General features: G+C 43.3%; 16 protein-coding genes. 8 read left to right on the forward strand and 8 right to left on the reverse strand.

What is annotated here, in order from left to right; genetic code table 11:
* Positions 1–23 precede the first annotated feature (23 nt).
* The 4 genes from rny to pheT all read right to left on the reverse strand — a co-directional run bounded on the left by rny (position 24) and on the right by pheT (position 4,637).
* Positions 24–1,589, reverse strand: coding sequence for a ribonuclease Y (rny, locus tag B879_RS17070; RefSeq protein ID WP_009186468.1), 1,566 nt, complete (start codon positions 1,587–1,589; stop codon positions 24–26).
* 63 nt (positions 1,590–1,652) lie between these two features.
* Complete coding sequence (locus B879_RS17075; RefSeq protein ID WP_040401007.1) at positions 1,653–1,937, reverse strand: cell division protein ZapA; 285 nt, start codon at positions 1,935–1,937, stop codon at positions 1,653–1,655.
* Between the two features lies 1 nt (position 1,938).
* On the reverse strand, positions 1,939–2,223 hold the full coding sequence (locus B879_RS17080) for a hypothetical protein (protein WP_009186470.1): 285 nt from the start codon (positions 2,221–2,223) through the stop codon (positions 1,939–1,941).
* A gap of 2 nt (positions 2,224–2,225) precedes the next feature.
* Entirely contained in the window at positions 2,226–4,637 is a 2,412-nt protein-coding gene (pheT, locus tag B879_RS17085; RefSeq protein ID WP_009186471.1) for a phenylalanine--tRNA ligase subunit beta, read from the reverse strand.
* A gap of 84 nt (positions 4,638–4,721) precedes the next feature.
* Here pheT and B879_RS17090 point away from each other — a divergent pair, with 84 nt between their 5' ends.
* The gene (locus tag B879_RS17090; protein WP_202949654.1) at positions 4,722–5,381 is read left to right on the forward strand and encodes a hypothetical protein; all 660 of its coding nucleotides are present in this window, start codon (positions 4,722–4,724) and stop codon (positions 5,379–5,381) included.
* A 456-nt stretch (positions 5,382–5,837) separates the two neighbouring features.
* Here B879_RS17090 and B879_RS17095 read toward each other — a convergent pair whose 3' ends face one another.
* The 3 genes from B879_RS17095 to rpsT all read right to left on the reverse strand — a co-directional run bounded on the left by B879_RS17095 (position 5,838) and on the right by rpsT (position 7,557).
* Positions 5,838–6,458: a DUF1684 domain-containing protein gene (locus B879_RS17095; protein WP_009186473.1), complete on the reverse strand. Its 621-nt coding sequence runs from the start codon at positions 6,456–6,458 to the stop codon at positions 5,838–5,840.
* Positions 6,459–6,460: 2 nt separating this feature from the next.
* Positions 6,461–7,159: a RadC family protein gene (gene radC / locus B879_RS17100; protein ID WP_009186474.1), complete on the reverse strand. Its 699-nt coding sequence runs from the start codon at positions 7,157–7,159 to the stop codon at positions 6,461–6,463.
* Between the two features lie 143 nt (positions 7,160–7,302).
* The gene (gene rpsT, locus B879_RS17105) at positions 7,303–7,557 is read right to left on the reverse strand and encodes a 30S ribosomal protein S20 (protein WP_009186475.1); all 255 of its coding nucleotides are present in this window, start codon (positions 7,555–7,557) and stop codon (positions 7,303–7,305) included.
* Between the two features lie 204 nt (positions 7,558–7,761).
* On the opposite strand from rpsT, the gene B879_RS17110 reads away from it, so the two are divergent.
* Positions 7,762–8,784 carry a zinc dependent phospholipase C family protein gene (locus tag B879_RS17110; protein WP_009186476.1) on the forward strand — a complete coding sequence of 341 codons (1,023 nt, stop codon included), beginning with the start codon at positions 7,762–7,764 and terminating at the stop codon, positions 8,782–8,784.
* Here the strand turns inward: B879_RS17110 and B879_RS17115 are convergent.
* A complete protein-coding gene (locus tag B879_RS17115; RefSeq protein ID WP_009186477.1) occupies positions 8,773–10,104 on the reverse strand; it encodes a pyridoxal phosphate-dependent aminotransferase in 1,332 nt (443 codons plus the stop codon). The genes B879_RS17110 and B879_RS17115 overlap by 12 nt on opposite strands.
* A gap of 358 nt (positions 10,105–10,462) precedes the next feature.
* Between B879_RS17115 and B879_RS17120 the strand changes: the two genes are divergently transcribed.
* The 6 genes from B879_RS17120 to B879_RS17145 all read left to right on the forward strand — a co-directional run.
* Positions 10,463–11,368 carry an EboA domain-containing protein gene (locus B879_RS17120; RefSeq protein ID WP_009186478.1) on the forward strand — a complete coding sequence of 302 codons (906 nt, stop codon included), beginning with the start codon at positions 10,463–10,465 and terminating at the stop codon, positions 11,366–11,368.
* 61 nt (positions 11,369–11,429) lie between these two features.
* Complete coding sequence (locus B879_RS17125) at positions 11,430–12,341, forward strand: TatD family hydrolase (RefSeq protein ID WP_009186479.1); 912 nt, start codon at positions 11,430–11,432, stop codon at positions 12,339–12,341.
* A gap of 3 nt (positions 12,342–12,344) precedes the next feature.
* On the forward strand, positions 12,345–13,259 hold the full coding sequence (gene eboC, locus B879_RS17130; RefSeq protein WP_009186480.1) for a UbiA-like protein EboC: 915 nt from the start codon (positions 12,345–12,347) through the stop codon (positions 13,257–13,259).
* A gap of 21 nt (positions 13,260–13,280) precedes the next feature.
* Entirely contained in the window at positions 13,281–14,432 is a 1,152-nt protein-coding gene (locus B879_RS17135) for a 3-dehydroquinate synthase (RefSeq protein ID WP_009186481.1), read from the forward strand.
* A 5-nt stretch (positions 14,433–14,437) separates the two neighbouring features.
* Positions 14,438–15,649, forward strand: coding sequence for a metabolite traffic protein EboE (eboE, locus tag B879_RS17140; protein ID WP_009186482.1), 1,212 nt, complete (start codon positions 14,438–14,440; stop codon positions 15,647–15,649).
* A partial coding sequence (locus B879_RS17145) for an alkaline phosphatase family protein (RefSeq protein ID WP_040401009.1) occupies positions 15,646–16,542 on the forward strand: 897 nt, incomplete at its 3' end. The genes eboE and B879_RS17145, both read left to right, overlap by 4 nt.

Genomic DNA, 16,542 nt, shown 5'->3' on the forward strand with positions numbered 1-16,542 from the left:
TAATTTCACAATGGTTTTAATTTTTATTTGGCATAATTGACTGCCCGCATTTCCCGGATTACGGTGATTTTGATCTGACCGGGATACTGCATTTCCTTTTCTATTTTTTGGGAAATATCGAAAGAAAGTTTGCTGGCTGTTTGATCATCTACATTATCTGCATCAACAAGTACCCTCAACTCCCGACCTGCCTGCATGGCATAACACTTATTGACACCATCAAAACTCAGTGCCATATCTTCCAACTCCTTCAATCGCTTGATGTAGCTGTCCATAATTTCCCTCCTTGCTCCTGGCCTTGAACCAGAAATGGCATCACATGCCTGAATAATGGGCGATATCATAGAGGTCATTTCTATTTCATCGTGGTGAGCTCCTATGGCATTGCACACTTCTGGATGCTCTTTGTATTTTTTGGCCAGCTCCATCCCCAGAATAGCATGAGGCAATTCAGCCTCTTCGGGCCAAACTTTACCTATGTCGTGAAGCAATCCAGCTCTTTTAGCCAGCTTGGCATTGAGCCCTAATTCAGCTGCCATGGTGGCACAAAGTTTTGCCACTTCTCTAGAGTGCTGTAACAAGTTTTGTCCATAAGAAGAACGGAACCTCATCCTGCCCACCATTCGGATCAATTCAGGATGAAGACCATGGATACCCAAATCGATACAGGTTCTCTCGCCGATTTCTACAATCTCCTCTTCAATGTTTTTTTCGGTTTTGTTGACCACCTCTTCTATTCGTGCCGGGTGTATTCTACCGTCTTGTACCAACCTGTGAAGGGATAGCCTCGCCACCTCTCTTCTAACAGGATCAAAGCCTGAAATAATGATCGCTTCCGGGGTGTCATCTACAATGATCTCTACACCTGTAGCCGCCTCCAAAGCACGGATGTTTCTTCCTTCTCTACCTATAATTTTTCCTTTGACGTCATCTGACTCAATATTGAAAACCGAGACACAGTTTTCTATCGCATGCTCCGTCGCTGTTCTCTGAATGGTATCCAATACCACCTTCTTGGCCTGCTTTGTTGCCGTCAATTTCGCTTGATCCAAAATATCCTTGATCTGGGAAGAAGCTTTAGTTGTCGCTTCATCTTTGAGCATCTCCACCAGCTGATCTCTAGCTTCGTCCCTGGTCAGCCCAGCAATTTTCTCCAAATCAGCGATGCGCTGAGTGGTAACCTTATCCAATTCCTCTTTTTTTATCTGAACGGAATGAAGTTGTGCATTAAGGTTTTCTTTTTTGCTGTCTAACTCGGCTTCTTTGCGTTTGATTTGCTCAATTTCCTTAGAAAGTGCCTGTTCTCTTTGTTTGATTTTGTTCTCGTTGGTTATGATGATGTTTTTCTTTTTACTAACCTCATCTTCAAACTCAGATTTTAATTTCAGATACTTTTCCTTAGCTTCAAGAATTCTGTCTTTTTTCAATGCCTCAGCATTGATTTCAGCTTCACGGAGGATACTTTTAGCTTTTTCTTTGGCTTCAGCCTCTAACTTTTTACTGTTATTCTTGATAAAAAGGCCGGCTATTAAAGCCCCTATTCCCAGGCCCAAAACGCCTGCAATGATGATGTATATTGACTCTCCCATAGGTTTTTGTATATAATTTACCTACCGGAAAAGAAAAATGCTCCCGAAATGAGAATGAAATAATCAGATTAGAGATGCCAGTTTGTCACTGATTTGAATAATTTTGGATTTAACCAATTTGCTGTCTTCAGCATTGATTTCGTTTTGTTCCATGGATTGCACCATGCAATCAAAGGCAACCATGGCCAACAAATCCTGTTTATCATCCAATCCAAACTCCTCTCTATATTTTTTGAGTTTATCGTTAATCATTTTGCCAGCAAGCCTGATTTTGGCCTCATCTTCTGTCTTTACCTTCATGGGATACTCCCTGTCTCCGATCTTCAATCTTATTGAAAGTGTCTCCATACTATTCAGACAAATAGGCAATGATATTATCGATTTCCTTTATATAATTATTGATCTTTTCTCTCAATTCGGCAGAATCTGAACCTTCCGCCGGTAAGCTACTTACAAGTTTAGCTATTTTAATTTGATTTTTAAAATCCTCCAACAACTGTTCCTTTTCTTCCAGGCTGTTTCTCAACACGAAAAGCTCCTCTTTTAATGCATGGTTATCCTGTTCAAGTTGTTGTACTTTGGCTTCCACTTTTTGGGTAAGCCCTTCCAATCGTTGGAGTTCTTCTTGCATCATGTCTATTTCCGTATAAATGCACCCACTTCTTTTTCAAAGCTTTGGATAAGGCGGTCCATGGCCTTGTCAATCACCTTGTCTGTCAAGGTCTGTTCGGTATCCTGAAGGTAAAAACTCAAGGCATAGGCTTTTTTCCCGGCATCAATTTTATCACCTTGATAGACATCGAACACGCCAATGCGCTGCAAGAGCTTCCCTCCGGCTTTCAATGCCACCTTTTTGATCTGATCAAAGGTAACCGTCTTGTCAATGACCAATGAAAGGTCTCTTCTTACTTCTGGAAATTTGGAGATTTCCCCGTACTTTTTCAAGCCTTTTGCTTTTTTCATCAGCAAATCCCAATCCAGTTCGGCGAATAACACTTCCTGCTTAACTTCCGCCAATTTGGTGATACGCTCCTGAACCACCCCAATTTTCCCCAATTCCTTGGTTCCAAGGCGCAATTGAAGGGCATAATCAAAAGGAGCCACATGCACAATTTCCACTTCCACCTGATCGATGTGTAGTTTCTCCAAAATCAACTCCACCACCGCATAAAGATCAGAAAAGGCCACCTGACGGGAAGGTTCCAACCAACTCTCGGCAGCCTTATCCCCTGTGAGGAACAAAGCCAGCCTTCGGCCTTCCTGATAAGCATCCCCCTCCTTGGCATAAACCGTACCAAATTCAAAGAATTTGAGGTCCTTTTGCCTTCTGTTGATGTTATGCGCCAAGACCTCCAATCCCGTAAATAATAGGCTTTGCCTCATCACCCCCAAATCTTCGGAGAGCTTATTGTAAATCTCTACATTTTTGGAAGGATCCAAAAATCCTGATTTCTCTGCATAAAGGGGCTTGGTCAGGGAGTTGGTAATCATCTCAAAATAACCCATGCCTGACAACAACTCACTTAATCGGTATTGTAATTTATTGAAGTCCTTAGCCGGATGCTCCGCCAGATAATCCGATTGAAGGTTTTCTGACAATTCCACATTGTCAAAGCCATAAATCCGGAGAATTTCTTCAATCACATCGGCCTCTCTTTCCACATCCACGCGGTAAGGTTTCACCGATACCATGATGTGGGTTTCGGATTCCTCTACATAATTGATTTCCAAACTCTCCAAAATTTCTTTGATCTGCCCTTTTGGCAAAACTTTGCCTATCAGTCTATTGATATGGGCATAGCTGACTTCAATGATCCTGTCCTGAACAGGTTCAGGGTACAGGTCCACAATTTCTGAGGAAATCTCCCCTCCTGCTATTTCTTTGATCAACATAGCAGCCCGCTTCAAAGCATAAACCGGCATGTTGGGATCAGTGCCTCTTTCAAAACGGAAAGAAGCATCGGTCTTAAGGCCATGAAACTGAGAACCTCTTCGGATCACATCCGGAGAAAAACAAGCTGACTCCAAGAAGATAGAAGTAGTGGCATCGGATACACCAGATCCTTTCCCTCCAAAAATTCCCGCAATACAAAGTCCTCCCTCTTGGTCACAGATCATCAACTCTTCCCCTGAAAGTTTTCTCTGCTTTTCATCCAGGGTGACAAAATGGCTGTCTTTAGGAAGCTTCTTGACAATGATCTTACCTCCAGAGATTTTATCAGCATCAAATGCATGCAATGGCTGCCCCAAATCATGTAAAATGAAATTGGTAATGTCCACAATGTTATTGATAGGATCCAGGTCCAATGCTTTGAGGTAATTTTGAAGCCATGCCGGAGAAGGGCCAACTTTTACATTGGATATGGTCAACCCTGCATATCGTGGACAATCGGCCGGATTTTCCACCTCCACCGAAATGGGTCTGGCCTGATGGTCCACGTTGAAATCCTCAACGGATGGTAGGCAAATATCACGCTTCAGTAGGGCTTTCAGATCACGGGCCACACCCAAATGGGAAGCGGCATCTGCCCTGTTGGGTGTCAGACCGATTTCCAATACAGAGGCACTTACTACCTCAAAGTACGCCGAAGCAGGCGTGCCATTAGGAAGGTCTGTATCCAAAACCATGATCCCGGCATGACTTTCACCTATCCCGATTTCATCCTCTGCACAGATCATTCCCTGGGACACTTCTCCCCTGATTTTTGCTTTCTTGATTTCAAAAGGTTCCCCTGAAATGGGGTATAAGGTACAGCCTTCTTTGGCCACCACTACTTTTTGGCCTTTGGCTACATTAGGGGCACCGCAAACAATCGGGACTACCTGGTCTCCAATATCCACGGTGGTGAGGCTGAGTTTATCCGCATTGGGATGCCTTTCACAGGTCAGTACCTCTCCAATTACTACCCCTTCCAAACCGCCTTGGATGGATTCAAAAACCTCAATTCCTTCTACCTCGAGACCACTCCCTGTCAAAAGGGCTGCTATCTCTTCGGGTGATTCTTCAAAATGGATAAAATCTTTTAATCTATTGACGGATATCTTCATGTATACACTTCAGTTCAGAACAAGGCACAAATTTAAGAGAATTGCCTTAGCTAAGAAGTGGATGCCTGAAAAATGTAGATACTAGTGATTAAAACTAAAAACACTTGTTTTTTTTTATTTTTTAGTTTTACTTTTCAATTACGGATTGCCCTGGCATATTTAATTCATTGCAAAATAACCTCATCTACTATGGCAATTTCAAAAAAAATCCGACATCTATTGCTTCTACTTTTTCTATGTGGTATCATAACCCAAGTATCAGCACAGGAAAAGGCCGAAGTTTTTACAGCCAAGAATTCGATTTATGCAGAAGTTGGCGGCAACGGATTTTTATACAGTATCAATTATGGCCGCATTTTTAATCAAAAAGGTGCATTTAAATTTTCAGGCAGCGCAGGTTTTTCGTATGTCAAACAAGTTACTACTACACACTGGACGCCTATAATTCCAATCGAAGCTAGCCTTCTTTGGGGAAAAACAAGCCACCATCTTGAACTGGGAACAGGCACTTCCTTATTGACTGAACAAAGCATAAGCCTCGATACTGAAACTAATACCCTTCAGGAAAAGGTATCTTTCAATTCAATAATCTTCTTCCGGCTCGGTTATCGGTACCAAAAACCGGAAGGAGGATTCTTTTTCCGCGTTGGTTATACCCCTGGTTTCAATCTTAATTTGGATGTAAGCCCTCCCCCCGTTTTCTTTCCTCTATGGGGTGGAATTAGCTTAGGAAAAAGTTTTTGAGGGATAAGATCTTAGCGATTAATTTCTACTTTCCACTTCCTAAATACTTGGTACATGGTACTTGGTACTCTTGCTTCTTGATTCTTGTTTCTTGTCTCTATGTATCGTCCTGAAAATACTTGAAACTTATTTCATTTTCTTATCTAGAGTTCGACTCCCTTGGAGTCGGGATTCCCAAATATCAAAATTACCTCTCAACCCCGGGTTCCACCCGGGGCAAATACCCTTAAGGGATTAAACCCCTATCGGGGTTATTATTTCACTATTTTAAGTAATTACCTTGATGAATACCTTAAAACCTTAACTCTTAATGGTTTTTTTCCCGGCCCTGCATCCTGGCACCTCCCTAAAATCAGCCAAAGGGCTGATTTCTTTACGGTCGGTCCTGAAATCCGCCTTCCGAAATTCAATTTTTCTTGCTTCTTGATTCTAATCTCTCGCTTCTCCCATCTCCCATCAATCCTTCTTATAATCCTTCTCTCCTGCCCTTATCGGGATTTCCAAAATATTTTCCCTGGGGGGCAACGGACAAGCGTAATCGGGATTATAGGCACAATAGGGGTTATAGGCCATATTAAAGTCAATGGTAATGCTGTTTTTCCCATCCTGACGTAGATTGATATACCTTCCACCTCCGTAGGTCTCCTCCCCGCTGGTGTCATCAGCAAAAGCCAGGAAAAAATTCCTTTTATCGGATTCTTTGGCTGCCTGCAATAACAATAGCCGCAGGGGTTGACCATTTAATTGAAATTCGGCATAAGAGTGTTTGAGGTATTTTTCAACCGTACCATCCGTCATAGGAATTTCAAGCATCCTCCTGTCTTCTGCAGGAACCATCTTGGCCCTTACCCTGTAAGACATATCTATGGGATAAAAACTCAAAGAAGTCAGCTCACTCTTTTGATGGTCCTCTAAGGGGGAATCCAGGTTGAACTTCAGAAACCTAAACTGCCTTTCCCGCTCTTTTTGAATGTTTTCTACATAAATCTCTTCATCGGTGGACCTGGTCAAAGTGTACCAGAATGCCAGCCCCACCACTACGAAAATACCAATAATTAAAATATTTCTTTTTTGCATGACTATATCAAACCTTCATCTGAAAAGCTAAAATAGGCAACATCTGTGAAAATGATATGATCGATCACAGCTATATCCAAACTATCTCCCGCAGATTTTAGCTTATTCGTCAAACGCCTGTCCTGTTCAGAAGGTTTTAAATTTCCTGAAGGATGGTTGTGAACCAAAATGATCGAATTAGCCAGGGCATCAATGGCATGTTTGAAAATAATCTTGGGATCTGCTACCGTACCACTGGTTCCTCCCCTGCTGATCAACTGTTTTTTGATCACCTGATTGTTGCGATTAAGCAATAAGATATAAAAATGCTCGATCGGTTCATCCATCAACTCAGGTTTCATCAAATGATACGCATCCGCAGAAGAACTGATTTTGGCCCTTTTGGGGACTTCATTAATCAGTTTCCTCCTTCTGCCCAGTTCTAGGGCAGCCACTATGGTAATGGCTTTGGCTTCTCCGATACCCTTGAATTTCTTCAGGTCCGTGACACTTAATTTGGCCAACTGGGAGAGGTCATAATTCACCGAACTGAGAATGTATTTGGCCAAATCCACCGCACTGAGGGCTTGGGTGCCCGAACCCAATAAGATGGCCAATAATTCTGCATCGGAAAGCGCAGATTTGCCTTTGAGCAAAAGTTTTTCTCTTGGCCGGTCTTCCTCTGCCAACTGAGAAATTTTGATAGAAAGATAATCTTCCATAAAAATTAACGTTGAGTTTTAAAGATCCATTGAAAAGCTACTTGATAGCGCTGTATCAGGTCAGCATAAAAATACCTGATGTCCATAAACAAAAAAAGTCCTGACCGTGAGGTCAGGACCATTTAATCGGATAATTTTATCAATTAGGCCAATGCGTTGACCATTCTTGTCAATTTTGACTTCTTGTTGGAAGCATTGTTCTTATGAATGATATTCTTCTTGGCAAGTTTATCAATCATAGATGTTACGGTCTTCAACAATTCCTGGGCTTCTGCCTTGTCGGTTGTAGTTTTCAACCTTTTGATGAAGGTTCTGGTAGTCTTGTGCTGATACCTGTTTCTCAAACGCTTGGCTTCGTTTGCACGGATTCTTTTAAGTGCCGATTTGTGATTTGCCATATCTTTTAATACTTAAATTCTTTTTTCGCCCCAGTTCTAAACGGAGTGCAAATGTAATACATTAATTTTGAAACACAAAGGGATTTACAAACTAAACCTGGTTAAGCCTGAAAATCGGTAATATTTTTATTTATTTCCGCCGTAAGGCCACAAATGTAACATATTTTTATTTCACAATAAGAAGACAATTGTTTATTTTTAAGCATGAGATACTTTTTAACTACCATTATTTGGATACTTTTCTTGCCAAATGAGCTTTTCGGATGGGGGTTTTTCGCACATAGAAAAATCAATAGACAGGCTGTTTATTCTTTACCGCCGGAAATGATCGGTTTTTTTAAATACCACATCAATTACATTACAGAAAATGCCGTGAATCCGGACCGAAGAAGGTATGCGGTGCTGGGTGAGGCAGAAAAACATTTTATTGACATCGATGCCTTCGGAGACAGCGCTGTTTTTAAATTACCACGTTACTGGCATCAAGCCTTGGAAGTATATTCGGAGGAAGAACTGCGCCGTAAAGGCATCGGCCCTTGGAATGTTTACCTAACCCAACTTAAACTCACGGAGGCATTTAAGAAAAAAGACGTCAAAGCCATTTTGAGATTAGCGGCTGATTTGGGGCATTATATCGGGGATATGAATGTGCCGCTACATACCACCAAAAATTACAACGGCCAATTGACCAACCAATACGGTATCCATGGATTTTGGGAAAGCAGGATTCCGGAATTATTGGCTGAAGAATATGATTTTTTTGTTGGCAAGGCCATGTACCTGGAAAGGCCACAATACCACATTTGGGAGGCTGTCGAACAGGCGCATGCCGCTTTGGATTCCGTTTTGCACTTCGAAATAATCGTCAGCAACAGGTTTTCTGAGGACAAAAAATACAGCTACGAAGAAAGAAACGGCATCAATACCAGGGTATATTCGATGGAATTTACCAAAGCCTATCACGACCTTTTGGACGGACAAGTGGAAAGACAGATGAAAAGGGCCATCAAAATGGCCGCTGATTTTTGGTACACTGCGTGGGTCAATGCCGGACAACCTGATCTCAATGGATTAGTCAATATTCAGATGGAACTCCCCGAAGAAAAATTCGAGTACAAGGAACCATTGGACGTTAGAGAACATGAGGGGTTTTCCAGCAAAAGGGAAGACTCTAACTTGCGACAAGCTTTCCTAGCTGCCATCTGGAGAAGACCGTCAACCTACTGAAGAAACCCGTTCTGAGGACATGAGATAGGACTTGATGGCTTCTGCCAGACCTTGGAAAGTATCACGGAATACCTGCTCATCTTCTTCCAATAAAGTTACCCTGAAACCTCGCAGGTCAGAGCAAAAAGAAGAAATCGGTACCACACAGATTTGGGCAGCGGCTAATAAGTAATAGACAAACCTTTTGTCCAAAGGCATGTCAGGTTCCTGCTGCAACCAACCCTCCAGCAGGTTTTTGACCCGAATATCCGCTATGGGCAATTCTTGATCGGGCTGCAAAAACTCAGGATCAAATACAATGGTATTGTAAAATGCACCTCTAGTAGGGTTGAATTTTAGTCCCGGAACATCACTTAAAATTTCCTCCATGATACGGGACCTGTTTCCAATTTTCATATTCTCTGACATCCTGTAACTTCTATATTCAGGATGGCTCATGATTTTCGGAATGGAAAGCTGTGGAAGTATGGTGGAACAGACCTCAATCATTTTGGCATTTTCCAAAGTCTGCACCAGTTTGCTGAATTCTTTGGAAGCATTTCTGTTATAAAATTCCATCCAGCCACACCTTGAACCCGGCCATGGAAACTCCTTGGAGATCCCTTTCAAAGAAATGGCCGGTAAATCCCCAATGATTTCTGCCAAGGACACGGCACTCACCCCGTTGTAGGTGATGTTCTGGTAAATTTCATCTGCAATCAACAGCAGTTTAAACTCCCTGGTAATTTTGACAAAGCCTTCCAATACCTGCTTGGGATATACCATGCCCGTGGGATTATCCGGGTTAATGATCAAAATCCCGACCACGGAGGGATTATACTTGACTTTATTGTACAGGTCTTCCATATCCGGTAACCATTGGTTGTCCGGATCAAGTTTATAGGTGATCGGTGCTGTGTTGGCATGTGCTGCCTCTGCCGAACTGTGTGTGCTGTAAGCAGGGGAAGGACCAATAATCCTGGCCGTAGGAATCAAAAACTGATACAATTTGGCAATGGCATCCCCTAACCCATTGAAAAACAAAATATCCTCTTCTGTAATCTGAGTACCGCCCTTTTGGTTATTCAATCCTGCCAAAAACTTGCGTGTCTCCAACACGCCTTTGGAGTCCGCATATCCGTAACTTTTATCCTGAGCTACCAAATCGGACACAATGGCTTTCATCCAATGAGGAACCTTGTTGTTCTTTTGGATGGGATCACCGATATTCTCCCAAGTAATGGGATATCCAAGTGCTTCTATTTGCCGGGCCTTTTTGACAATGCCCCGGATTTCATAATTCAACTCTTCCGCTCCCGGTCTCAACAATAGGTTTCTCATAGTGCGTGGATGGATATGACTTAACAAATAAACAAAAAAGCCTGCTTATGATTGAAGTTTTTGAAAGGATTTATCAGAAAGACTGAAAACTCGAATAATACTACCCCTCATAAAAATTGCATGAAAAAAATAACACCCAGTTAGGCATTTTGGGTCCAACTTGATTACTCCCCTACTTTTTCTTCAATCTTTACTTACTCAAGTTATCTGCCCTTAAGTTTAACCACAAAAAAAGGTTTTCTTCCACCTATATGAATTGAGGGTATTTTTTATCAAGGCCTCCTTCCAAGTGTGGGTATAATCTTTAAATTTACACCTAGATTGCAAGCAAAAAATTTCCCCAATTAACCCTCAAGTCATGTCAGCGCATAATGTAACGGAGCAGGCAAAGGATTATTTGATTGAACTGCTCAGCCAACAGGCTGAATCCGATTCCATGAATTGGTTGAAAAACCAAAGCAAAGAAATCAATGAAAGCGCCAAAGCCATGAAGCTTTTCCTCGCTTTTGGCAAGGCCTCAAAATATTTTGATAAATCTACATTACAGGTAAGCGAATTTCAAGCCAAGGAAGCCGAAAACCTTAGAAAAGGTTTAACCCCATCCGCCTGGGACAAATTGCAGGCAGCAAGGACGATTTTGATTTTGTCTTTTCCCCAGCAGGATGAAGGACTCTGGTTCAAGACCATGAACCAATTGTTTGAAACCGGAGACATGCAGGAACTCAAAAGCCTTTATGCTGCCCTGCCAATTTATCCCTTTCAGGACAAATTGACCGACAGGGCCATTGAGGGACTGAGGACCAATATGACATTGGTGTTTGATGCGGTAGCCCTGGACAATCCCTATCCATCCGAATATTTTGATGAAAGGGCCTGGAATCAGATGTTGCTAAAGGCTGTATTTATGCAAAGGCCCTTATTTCTGATTCAACACGCAGATCAACGCGCCAATGAAAACCTGGCCAGCATCCTCATCGACTTTGCCCATGAAAGATGGGCCGCGGGACGGAATGTGATGCCGGAATTATGGCGATACGTATCCCCTTTTCTCAATGATTCAAGACTTGAGGACATCAAAAAAGCCATGGATAGCGAAGATTTACTGGAAAAACAGGCAGCTTTACTGGCCTGTCATCAATCTTCCTTCCCGAAAGGGAAAGCACTCCTATCCAAGTTTGTTGATATTCAAAAAGAAATCGAGTCAGGAAATATCACTTGGGAATCCATAGGCAAAAGCTTTGCCGAAACCCTGATCAAAAATTAAAAACTCAAACCTAAGGGCCCTGAATGAAGGTCCAATGATGAAACAATAAACCTGAAAAATTATGGAAATGTACATAGATCCCCACCTTCACGCGGTATCCAGAACTACAGATGATTATGAAGCCATGAGAAAGGCGGGGGTAGTGGCGATTATTGAGCCTGCTTTTTGGCTGGGTCAACCCCGAACCGAAGTGGGCAGTTTCAAGGATTATTTCAGCACCTTGGTGGGCTGGGAGCGATTCCGGGCCAAACAGTTTGGCATCGTACATTACTGTACCATCGGTTTGAATTCCAAAGAAGCCAACAACGAGGCACTCGCTGAAGAGGTAATGGAATTGTTACCCTTGTATGCCACCAAAGAAGGGGTGGTAGCCATAGGGGAAATCGGCTACGATGACCAAACAGCCGCCGAGGACAAATATTACAGGCTTCAATTGGACCTGGCCAAAGAAGTGGAGTTGCCAGTGCTCATCCATACCCCGCACAGGGATAAGAAAAAAGGGACTACCCGAAGCATGGATGTCAGTGAGGAACATGGACTGCCTCCACACATGGTGATCGTGGACCACAACAATGAAGAAACTGTCAAAGAAGTTTTGGACAGGGGCTATTGGGCTGCATTTACCATTTACCCCCATACCAAAATGGGCAGTGACCGGATGGTGGAGATTGTAAAAAAATATGGACCTGAGCGTATCATCGTAGACTCTGCAGCCGACTGGGGCATCAGCGATCCATTGGCGGTTCCCAAAACTGCCGCATTGATGCGCAAGCATGGTATCCCTGAAGAGCATATTCGCATGACCTGCTACCAAAATGCCCTGGCTGCTTACTCACAAAGTGGGCAGATGGAGGAGTCGGACTGGTTAAATCCAGAACCAATTGATCAGAGGTTGAAACATGCAGGCAATTCTGTATTGCGGGGTGGCCAAACACCAAGGGTAGAAGGATCTTCAGATGCTGTGGAGAATTAGAAAATGGCAGCCATAAATATCAAAGCTTACTTACAGCTCACAAGACCTGCCAACATCATCACAGCCATTGCTGATATTTGGGCAGGTTTTGCTGTTTCCGGCGCTGCCGCACTTTTGCTCTCCCAAAATACCGAAATAGGGAACGCTTATGTCCTCCCATTGATCTGGTTAAGCCTTTCCACCATAGGATTGTATGGCGGCGGTGTAGCCTTCAATGATGTATTTGACGCCAAGCTGGATGCCATAGAGCGGCCGGAGCGGCCGATTCCGAGTGGGAAAGTAAAAAAAAGTAATGCCATATGGATGGCTACATTATTGATAGCACTTGGCGTTTTGGCTGCCTTCCAGGTTAATCTTTGGAGCGGCTTCATTGCTCTTGCTGTAGGCCTATTGGCAGTGCTTTATGATGCCTGGGGAAAGCATCAGGCTATTTTCGGACCGATCAATATGGGGCTTTGCCGGGCAGGCAATTTATTATTGGGCATTTCCGTCATTCCTGAGCTTTTACCTGATTTCTGGGCTTTGGGCCTGATTCCTTTGGCTTATGTATCTGCCATCACCATGATCAGCAGAGGTGAAGTTCATGGAAAAAACAAAAATGCCCTGATCGGGGGTCTAGTTATTTATATCCTTATCATTGCCTCGCTTCTCTTCATTGCCTTTATGGAAGGAAATGCGGGATGGATGGTCATTCCTTTTGTATGTTTGTTTGCCTATATGATTCTACCTCCACTGATCAAGGCCATGCGCTTGCAGCAGCCCCAGTTGATAGGAAAATCCGTAAAAGCCGCTGTGATTTCCCTGATCATCCTCAATGCTTCCCTTGCCGCCAGCTTCTCTGGTTGGTGGGTAGGGCTCTGCATTTTGATCCTTCTTCCTATTTCACTAAGATTGGCAAAAATATTTGCCGTAACTTGATGCTTCAACGCCTCGATTAAAATGACACATACAGTACTTCAACAGGCCTTTGCAGTCAATTTCCAATATAAGGTATGCTTTACCCATGGCCTGTTTGATCCAAACAATAGCCTTTTGGCAGATCATCTCAGGGCTGAAAATCCCGCAAAAATTTTCATTGTCCTGGACCAAGGCCTTACTGAAGCTCACCCTGATCTGATTGCAAAGCTGGAGCAATATTTTGAAGCTTACAAAAAGGATATTTTCCTTTGCGCCACCCCAATGATTGTTCCCGGTGGAGAAGCTTCAAAAAACGATGAAAACCTGGTCAGGCAAATTGTAGAAGCTACCCACCTGCACGCCATTGACCGGCATGCTTATATCATGGCCATAGGCGGTGGAGCGGTTTTGGACATGGTAGGTTTTGCTGCTGCGATTTCCCACCGAGGGGTGAGGCATATCAGAATCCCTAGCACCGTGCTATCACAAAATGACTCTGGCGTTGGGGTAAAGAACAGCATCAATTATTTCGGAAAGAAAAATTACATAGGCACCTTTGCCACCCCTTATCTGGTCATCAATGATTTTGATTTCTTAAAAACTTTGGACGACAGGGACTGGAGATCGGGCTTGGCAGAAGCCATCAAAGTTGCTCTGATCAAGGATGTGAATTTTTTCCAATGGATGGAAAAGCATGCCCATGATCTGGCCAGAAGAGAGATGGTCCCCATGAAGGATTCCATCATCCGCTGCGCACAGATGCACCTGGACCATATCGCAGGAAAAGATCCTTTTGAAATGGGTTCATCCAGGCCCTTGGACTTTGGGCACTGGGCAGCACATAAGCTGGAATACCTGACCAACTTTGATTTAAGACATGGCGAAGCGGTAGCCATAGGCATCGCTTTGGACAGTACCTATTCCTTTTTGAAAGGATGGATTGGACAAGATGATTTAGACAGGATTTTGAAACTGATTGCTGACTTGGGCTTCGACTTATTTGTTCCCGAACTGACAGGAGAAAACCTGATCAAAGGACTGGAGGAATTCAGAGAACACCTCGGGGGCAGGTTGACTATTATGCTGCTCAAAGCCATAGGAAAAGGGGAAGAAGTACATGAAATGGACCATGAATTGATACGGAAGGCTATTGCCTATCTGGAATCCATGCATAAAACTACCAACGTGAATTGAGGGCCATGCAGATACAAGGACATCACCTGAGTTATTGTAGCAATATCCATCCTGGCGAAACCTGGGAAGACACTTTCCAAAGCCTCAAAGATTACATTCCAAAAGTCAAATCCAACTTGGGGATAAAAGGTCCTTTTGGTATTGGCCTAAGGCTTTCCAATCAGGCCAGCGAAACATTGATTTCCGCAGAAAAGCTCCGGGAGTTTAAAGACTGGTTGCGAGTTGAAGACTGCTATGTTTTCACCATGAACGGCTTTCCTTATGGGGATTTCCATCATACGGTGGTCAAAGACCATGTTCACCAACCGGATTGGTCTACAGTTGCCAGGAAGGAATATACACTCAGACTCTTTCGTATCCTGGAAGCATTAACACCCATAGGTCAGGAAGGCAGTATTTCCACCTCCCCCATTTCTTACCGGCATTGGTTTGATGCCAACTTGGAAAGGGATAAAGTGCTTCAAATCGCATGTGACCAATTAGCTGAAATTACTGCTGAATTGCACCATTTAGAGCAAAAAACACAGAAAACGCTCCATTTGGATGTAGAGCCCGAACCTGACGGGATTTTGGAAAATACTGAGGAAGTACTTTGGTTTTTCAGGGACTGGTTGATCCCAAAAGGAGGTGCATGGCTGGTGGAGAAACTGGGGATTTCCTCCGCTGCAGCGGAGCAGCTGCTGAAACACCATATCAGAATTTGCTATGATGTTTGCCACTTTGCCATTGTATATGAAAAGGCAGAAGATACCTTCCGAAAATTACAGGAAGAAGGCATCAAAATTGGCAAAATCCAGATCTCGGCGGCTTTGAAAGTGGACGTTCCATCAGATTTAAATGAAAGACAAAACCTTCAATTAAAACTCAACCCCCTGGCCGAATCCACTTACCTGCATCAGGTCATTGGAAGAGATGCATCCGGTAAGCTCCAATCTTACCCAGACCTACCGGAAGCGATTGCCATACTAGAGGAAACAGCTTTGGAGGAAATGAGGATTCATTTTCATGTGCCTGTTTTCTTAGCACATTATGGTAACCTTTCCTCCACCCAGTCGGACATCATTCATGTGCTGGAGGAGATTAAAAAAAATCCAGTCTGCAGCCATTTGGAAGTGGAAACTTACACTTGGGATGTATTGGACAAGGCCCTTAGACAAGAACTCTCTTCCTCCATTACCCGTGAAATGGAATGGGTCATCAACACTTTTGAAAAATGAAAAAAACTGCTGTTATCAATATTGTAGCTTTATCCTCTAGGTTGATCGGAGAGCATACCCCTTTTCTCAAAAAATGGATAGAAAAGAGGCAAAAGAACTTTATCCAACCTGTATTACCTGCGGTGACCTGCTCTTCCCAGTCGGTTTACCTCACAGGAGAATGGCCTGAAGAAAACGGAATCGTCGGCAACGGGTGGTATTTCAGGGACGAATGCGAAATCAAATTCTGGAGACAGTCCAACCATCTGGTGCAGGCACCAAAAATCTGGGACAAGCTGAAAAATCAGGACCCCAATTTCACCTGTGCGAACATGTTTTGGTGGTACAATATGTATTCCACTGTAGATTACGCAGTTACCCCAAGGCCCTTGTACCCAGCGGATGGCAGAAAACTACCGGACATTCACAGCCAACCCATGGACCTCAGGGACAGGTTACAGCAGGAATTGGGACAGTTTCCGCTTTTTTCTTTTTGGGGACCCAATGCCAATATCGAATCCACCCAATGGATTGCCGAGGCATCCAAAAAAGTAGACCAATGGTTCAGTCCTATCCTTAACCTGATTTACCTTCCTCATTTGGATTATGGCTTGCAGCGATACGGCCTGGACTTTAAAAAAATAAAAAAGGACCTCAGGGAAATCGACAAAGTGGCAGAAGACCTGATTACCTATTTTGAAAAGCAGGGAACAGAGGTAATACTCCTATCTGAGTACGGCATCACATCGGTGAATAACCCTATCCATATCAACAGAATCTTAAGGAAAGAAGGCTGCATTGTGGTAAAAGATGAATTGGGAAGGGAAACTTTGGATGCCGGCACCTGCAAGGCATTTGCCGTGGCAGACCATCAATTGGCCCATGTCTATATCAAAGACGAAGTAGACATTCCA

The organism is Cecembia lonarensis LW9, assembly GCF_000298295.1.
GTDB classification, from domain to species: domain Bacteria; phylum Bacteroidota; class Bacteroidia; order Cytophagales; family Cyclobacteriaceae; genus Cecembia; species Cecembia lonarensis.

What these genes read in the sequence shown, in the direction of transcription:
- rny (WP_009186468.1), bottom strand. Translation starts at nt 1,589, where the DNA reads ATGGGAGAGTCAATATACATCATCATTGCAGGCGTTTTGGGCCTGGGA.
- B879_RS17075 (WP_040401007.1), bottom strand. Translation starts at nt 1,937, where the DNA reads ATGGAGACACTTTCAATAAGATTGAAGATCGGAGACAGGGAGTATCCC.
- B879_RS17080 (WP_009186470.1), bottom strand. Translation starts at nt 2,223, where the DNA reads ATGATGCAAGAAGAACTCCAACGATTGGAAGGGCTTACCCAAAAAGTG.
- pheT (WP_009186471.1), bottom strand. Translation starts at nt 4,637, where the DNA reads ATGAAGATATCCGTCAATAGATTAAAAGATTTTATCCATTTTGAAGAA.
- B879_RS17095 (WP_009186473.1), bottom strand. Translation starts at nt 6,458, where the DNA reads ATGCAAAAAAGAAATATTTTAATTATTGGTATTTTCGTAGTGGTGGGG.
- radC (WP_009186474.1), bottom strand. Translation starts at nt 7,159, where the DNA reads ATGGAAGATTATCTTTCTATCAAAATTTCTCAGTTGGCAGAGGAAGAC.
- rpsT (WP_009186475.1), bottom strand. Translation starts at nt 7,557, where the DNA reads ATGGCAAATCACAAATCGGCACTTAAAAGAATCCGTGCAAACGAAGCC.
- B879_RS17110 (WP_009186476.1), top strand. Translation starts at nt 7,762, where the DNA reads ATGAGATACTTTTTAACTACCATTATTTGGATACTTTTCTTGCCAAAT.
- B879_RS17115 (WP_009186477.1), bottom strand. Translation starts at nt 10,104, where the DNA reads ATGAGAAACCTATTGTTGAGACCGGGAGCGGAAGAGTTGAATTATGAA.
- B879_RS17120 (WP_009186478.1), top strand. Translation starts at nt 10,463, where the DNA reads ATGTCAGCGCATAATGTAACGGAGCAGGCAAAGGATTATTTGATTGAA.
- B879_RS17125 (WP_009186479.1), top strand. Translation starts at nt 11,430, where the DNA reads ATGGAAATGTACATAGATCCCCACCTTCACGCGGTATCCAGAACTACA.
- eboC (WP_009186480.1), top strand. Translation starts at nt 12,345, where the DNA reads ATGGCAGCCATAAATATCAAAGCTTACTTACAGCTCACAAGACCTGCC.
- B879_RS17135 (WP_009186481.1), top strand. Translation starts at nt 13,281, where the DNA reads ATGACACATACAGTACTTCAACAGGCCTTTGCAGTCAATTTCCAATAT.
- eboE (WP_009186482.1), top strand. Translation starts at nt 14,438, where the DNA reads ATGCAGATACAAGGACATCACCTGAGTTATTGTAGCAATATCCATCCT.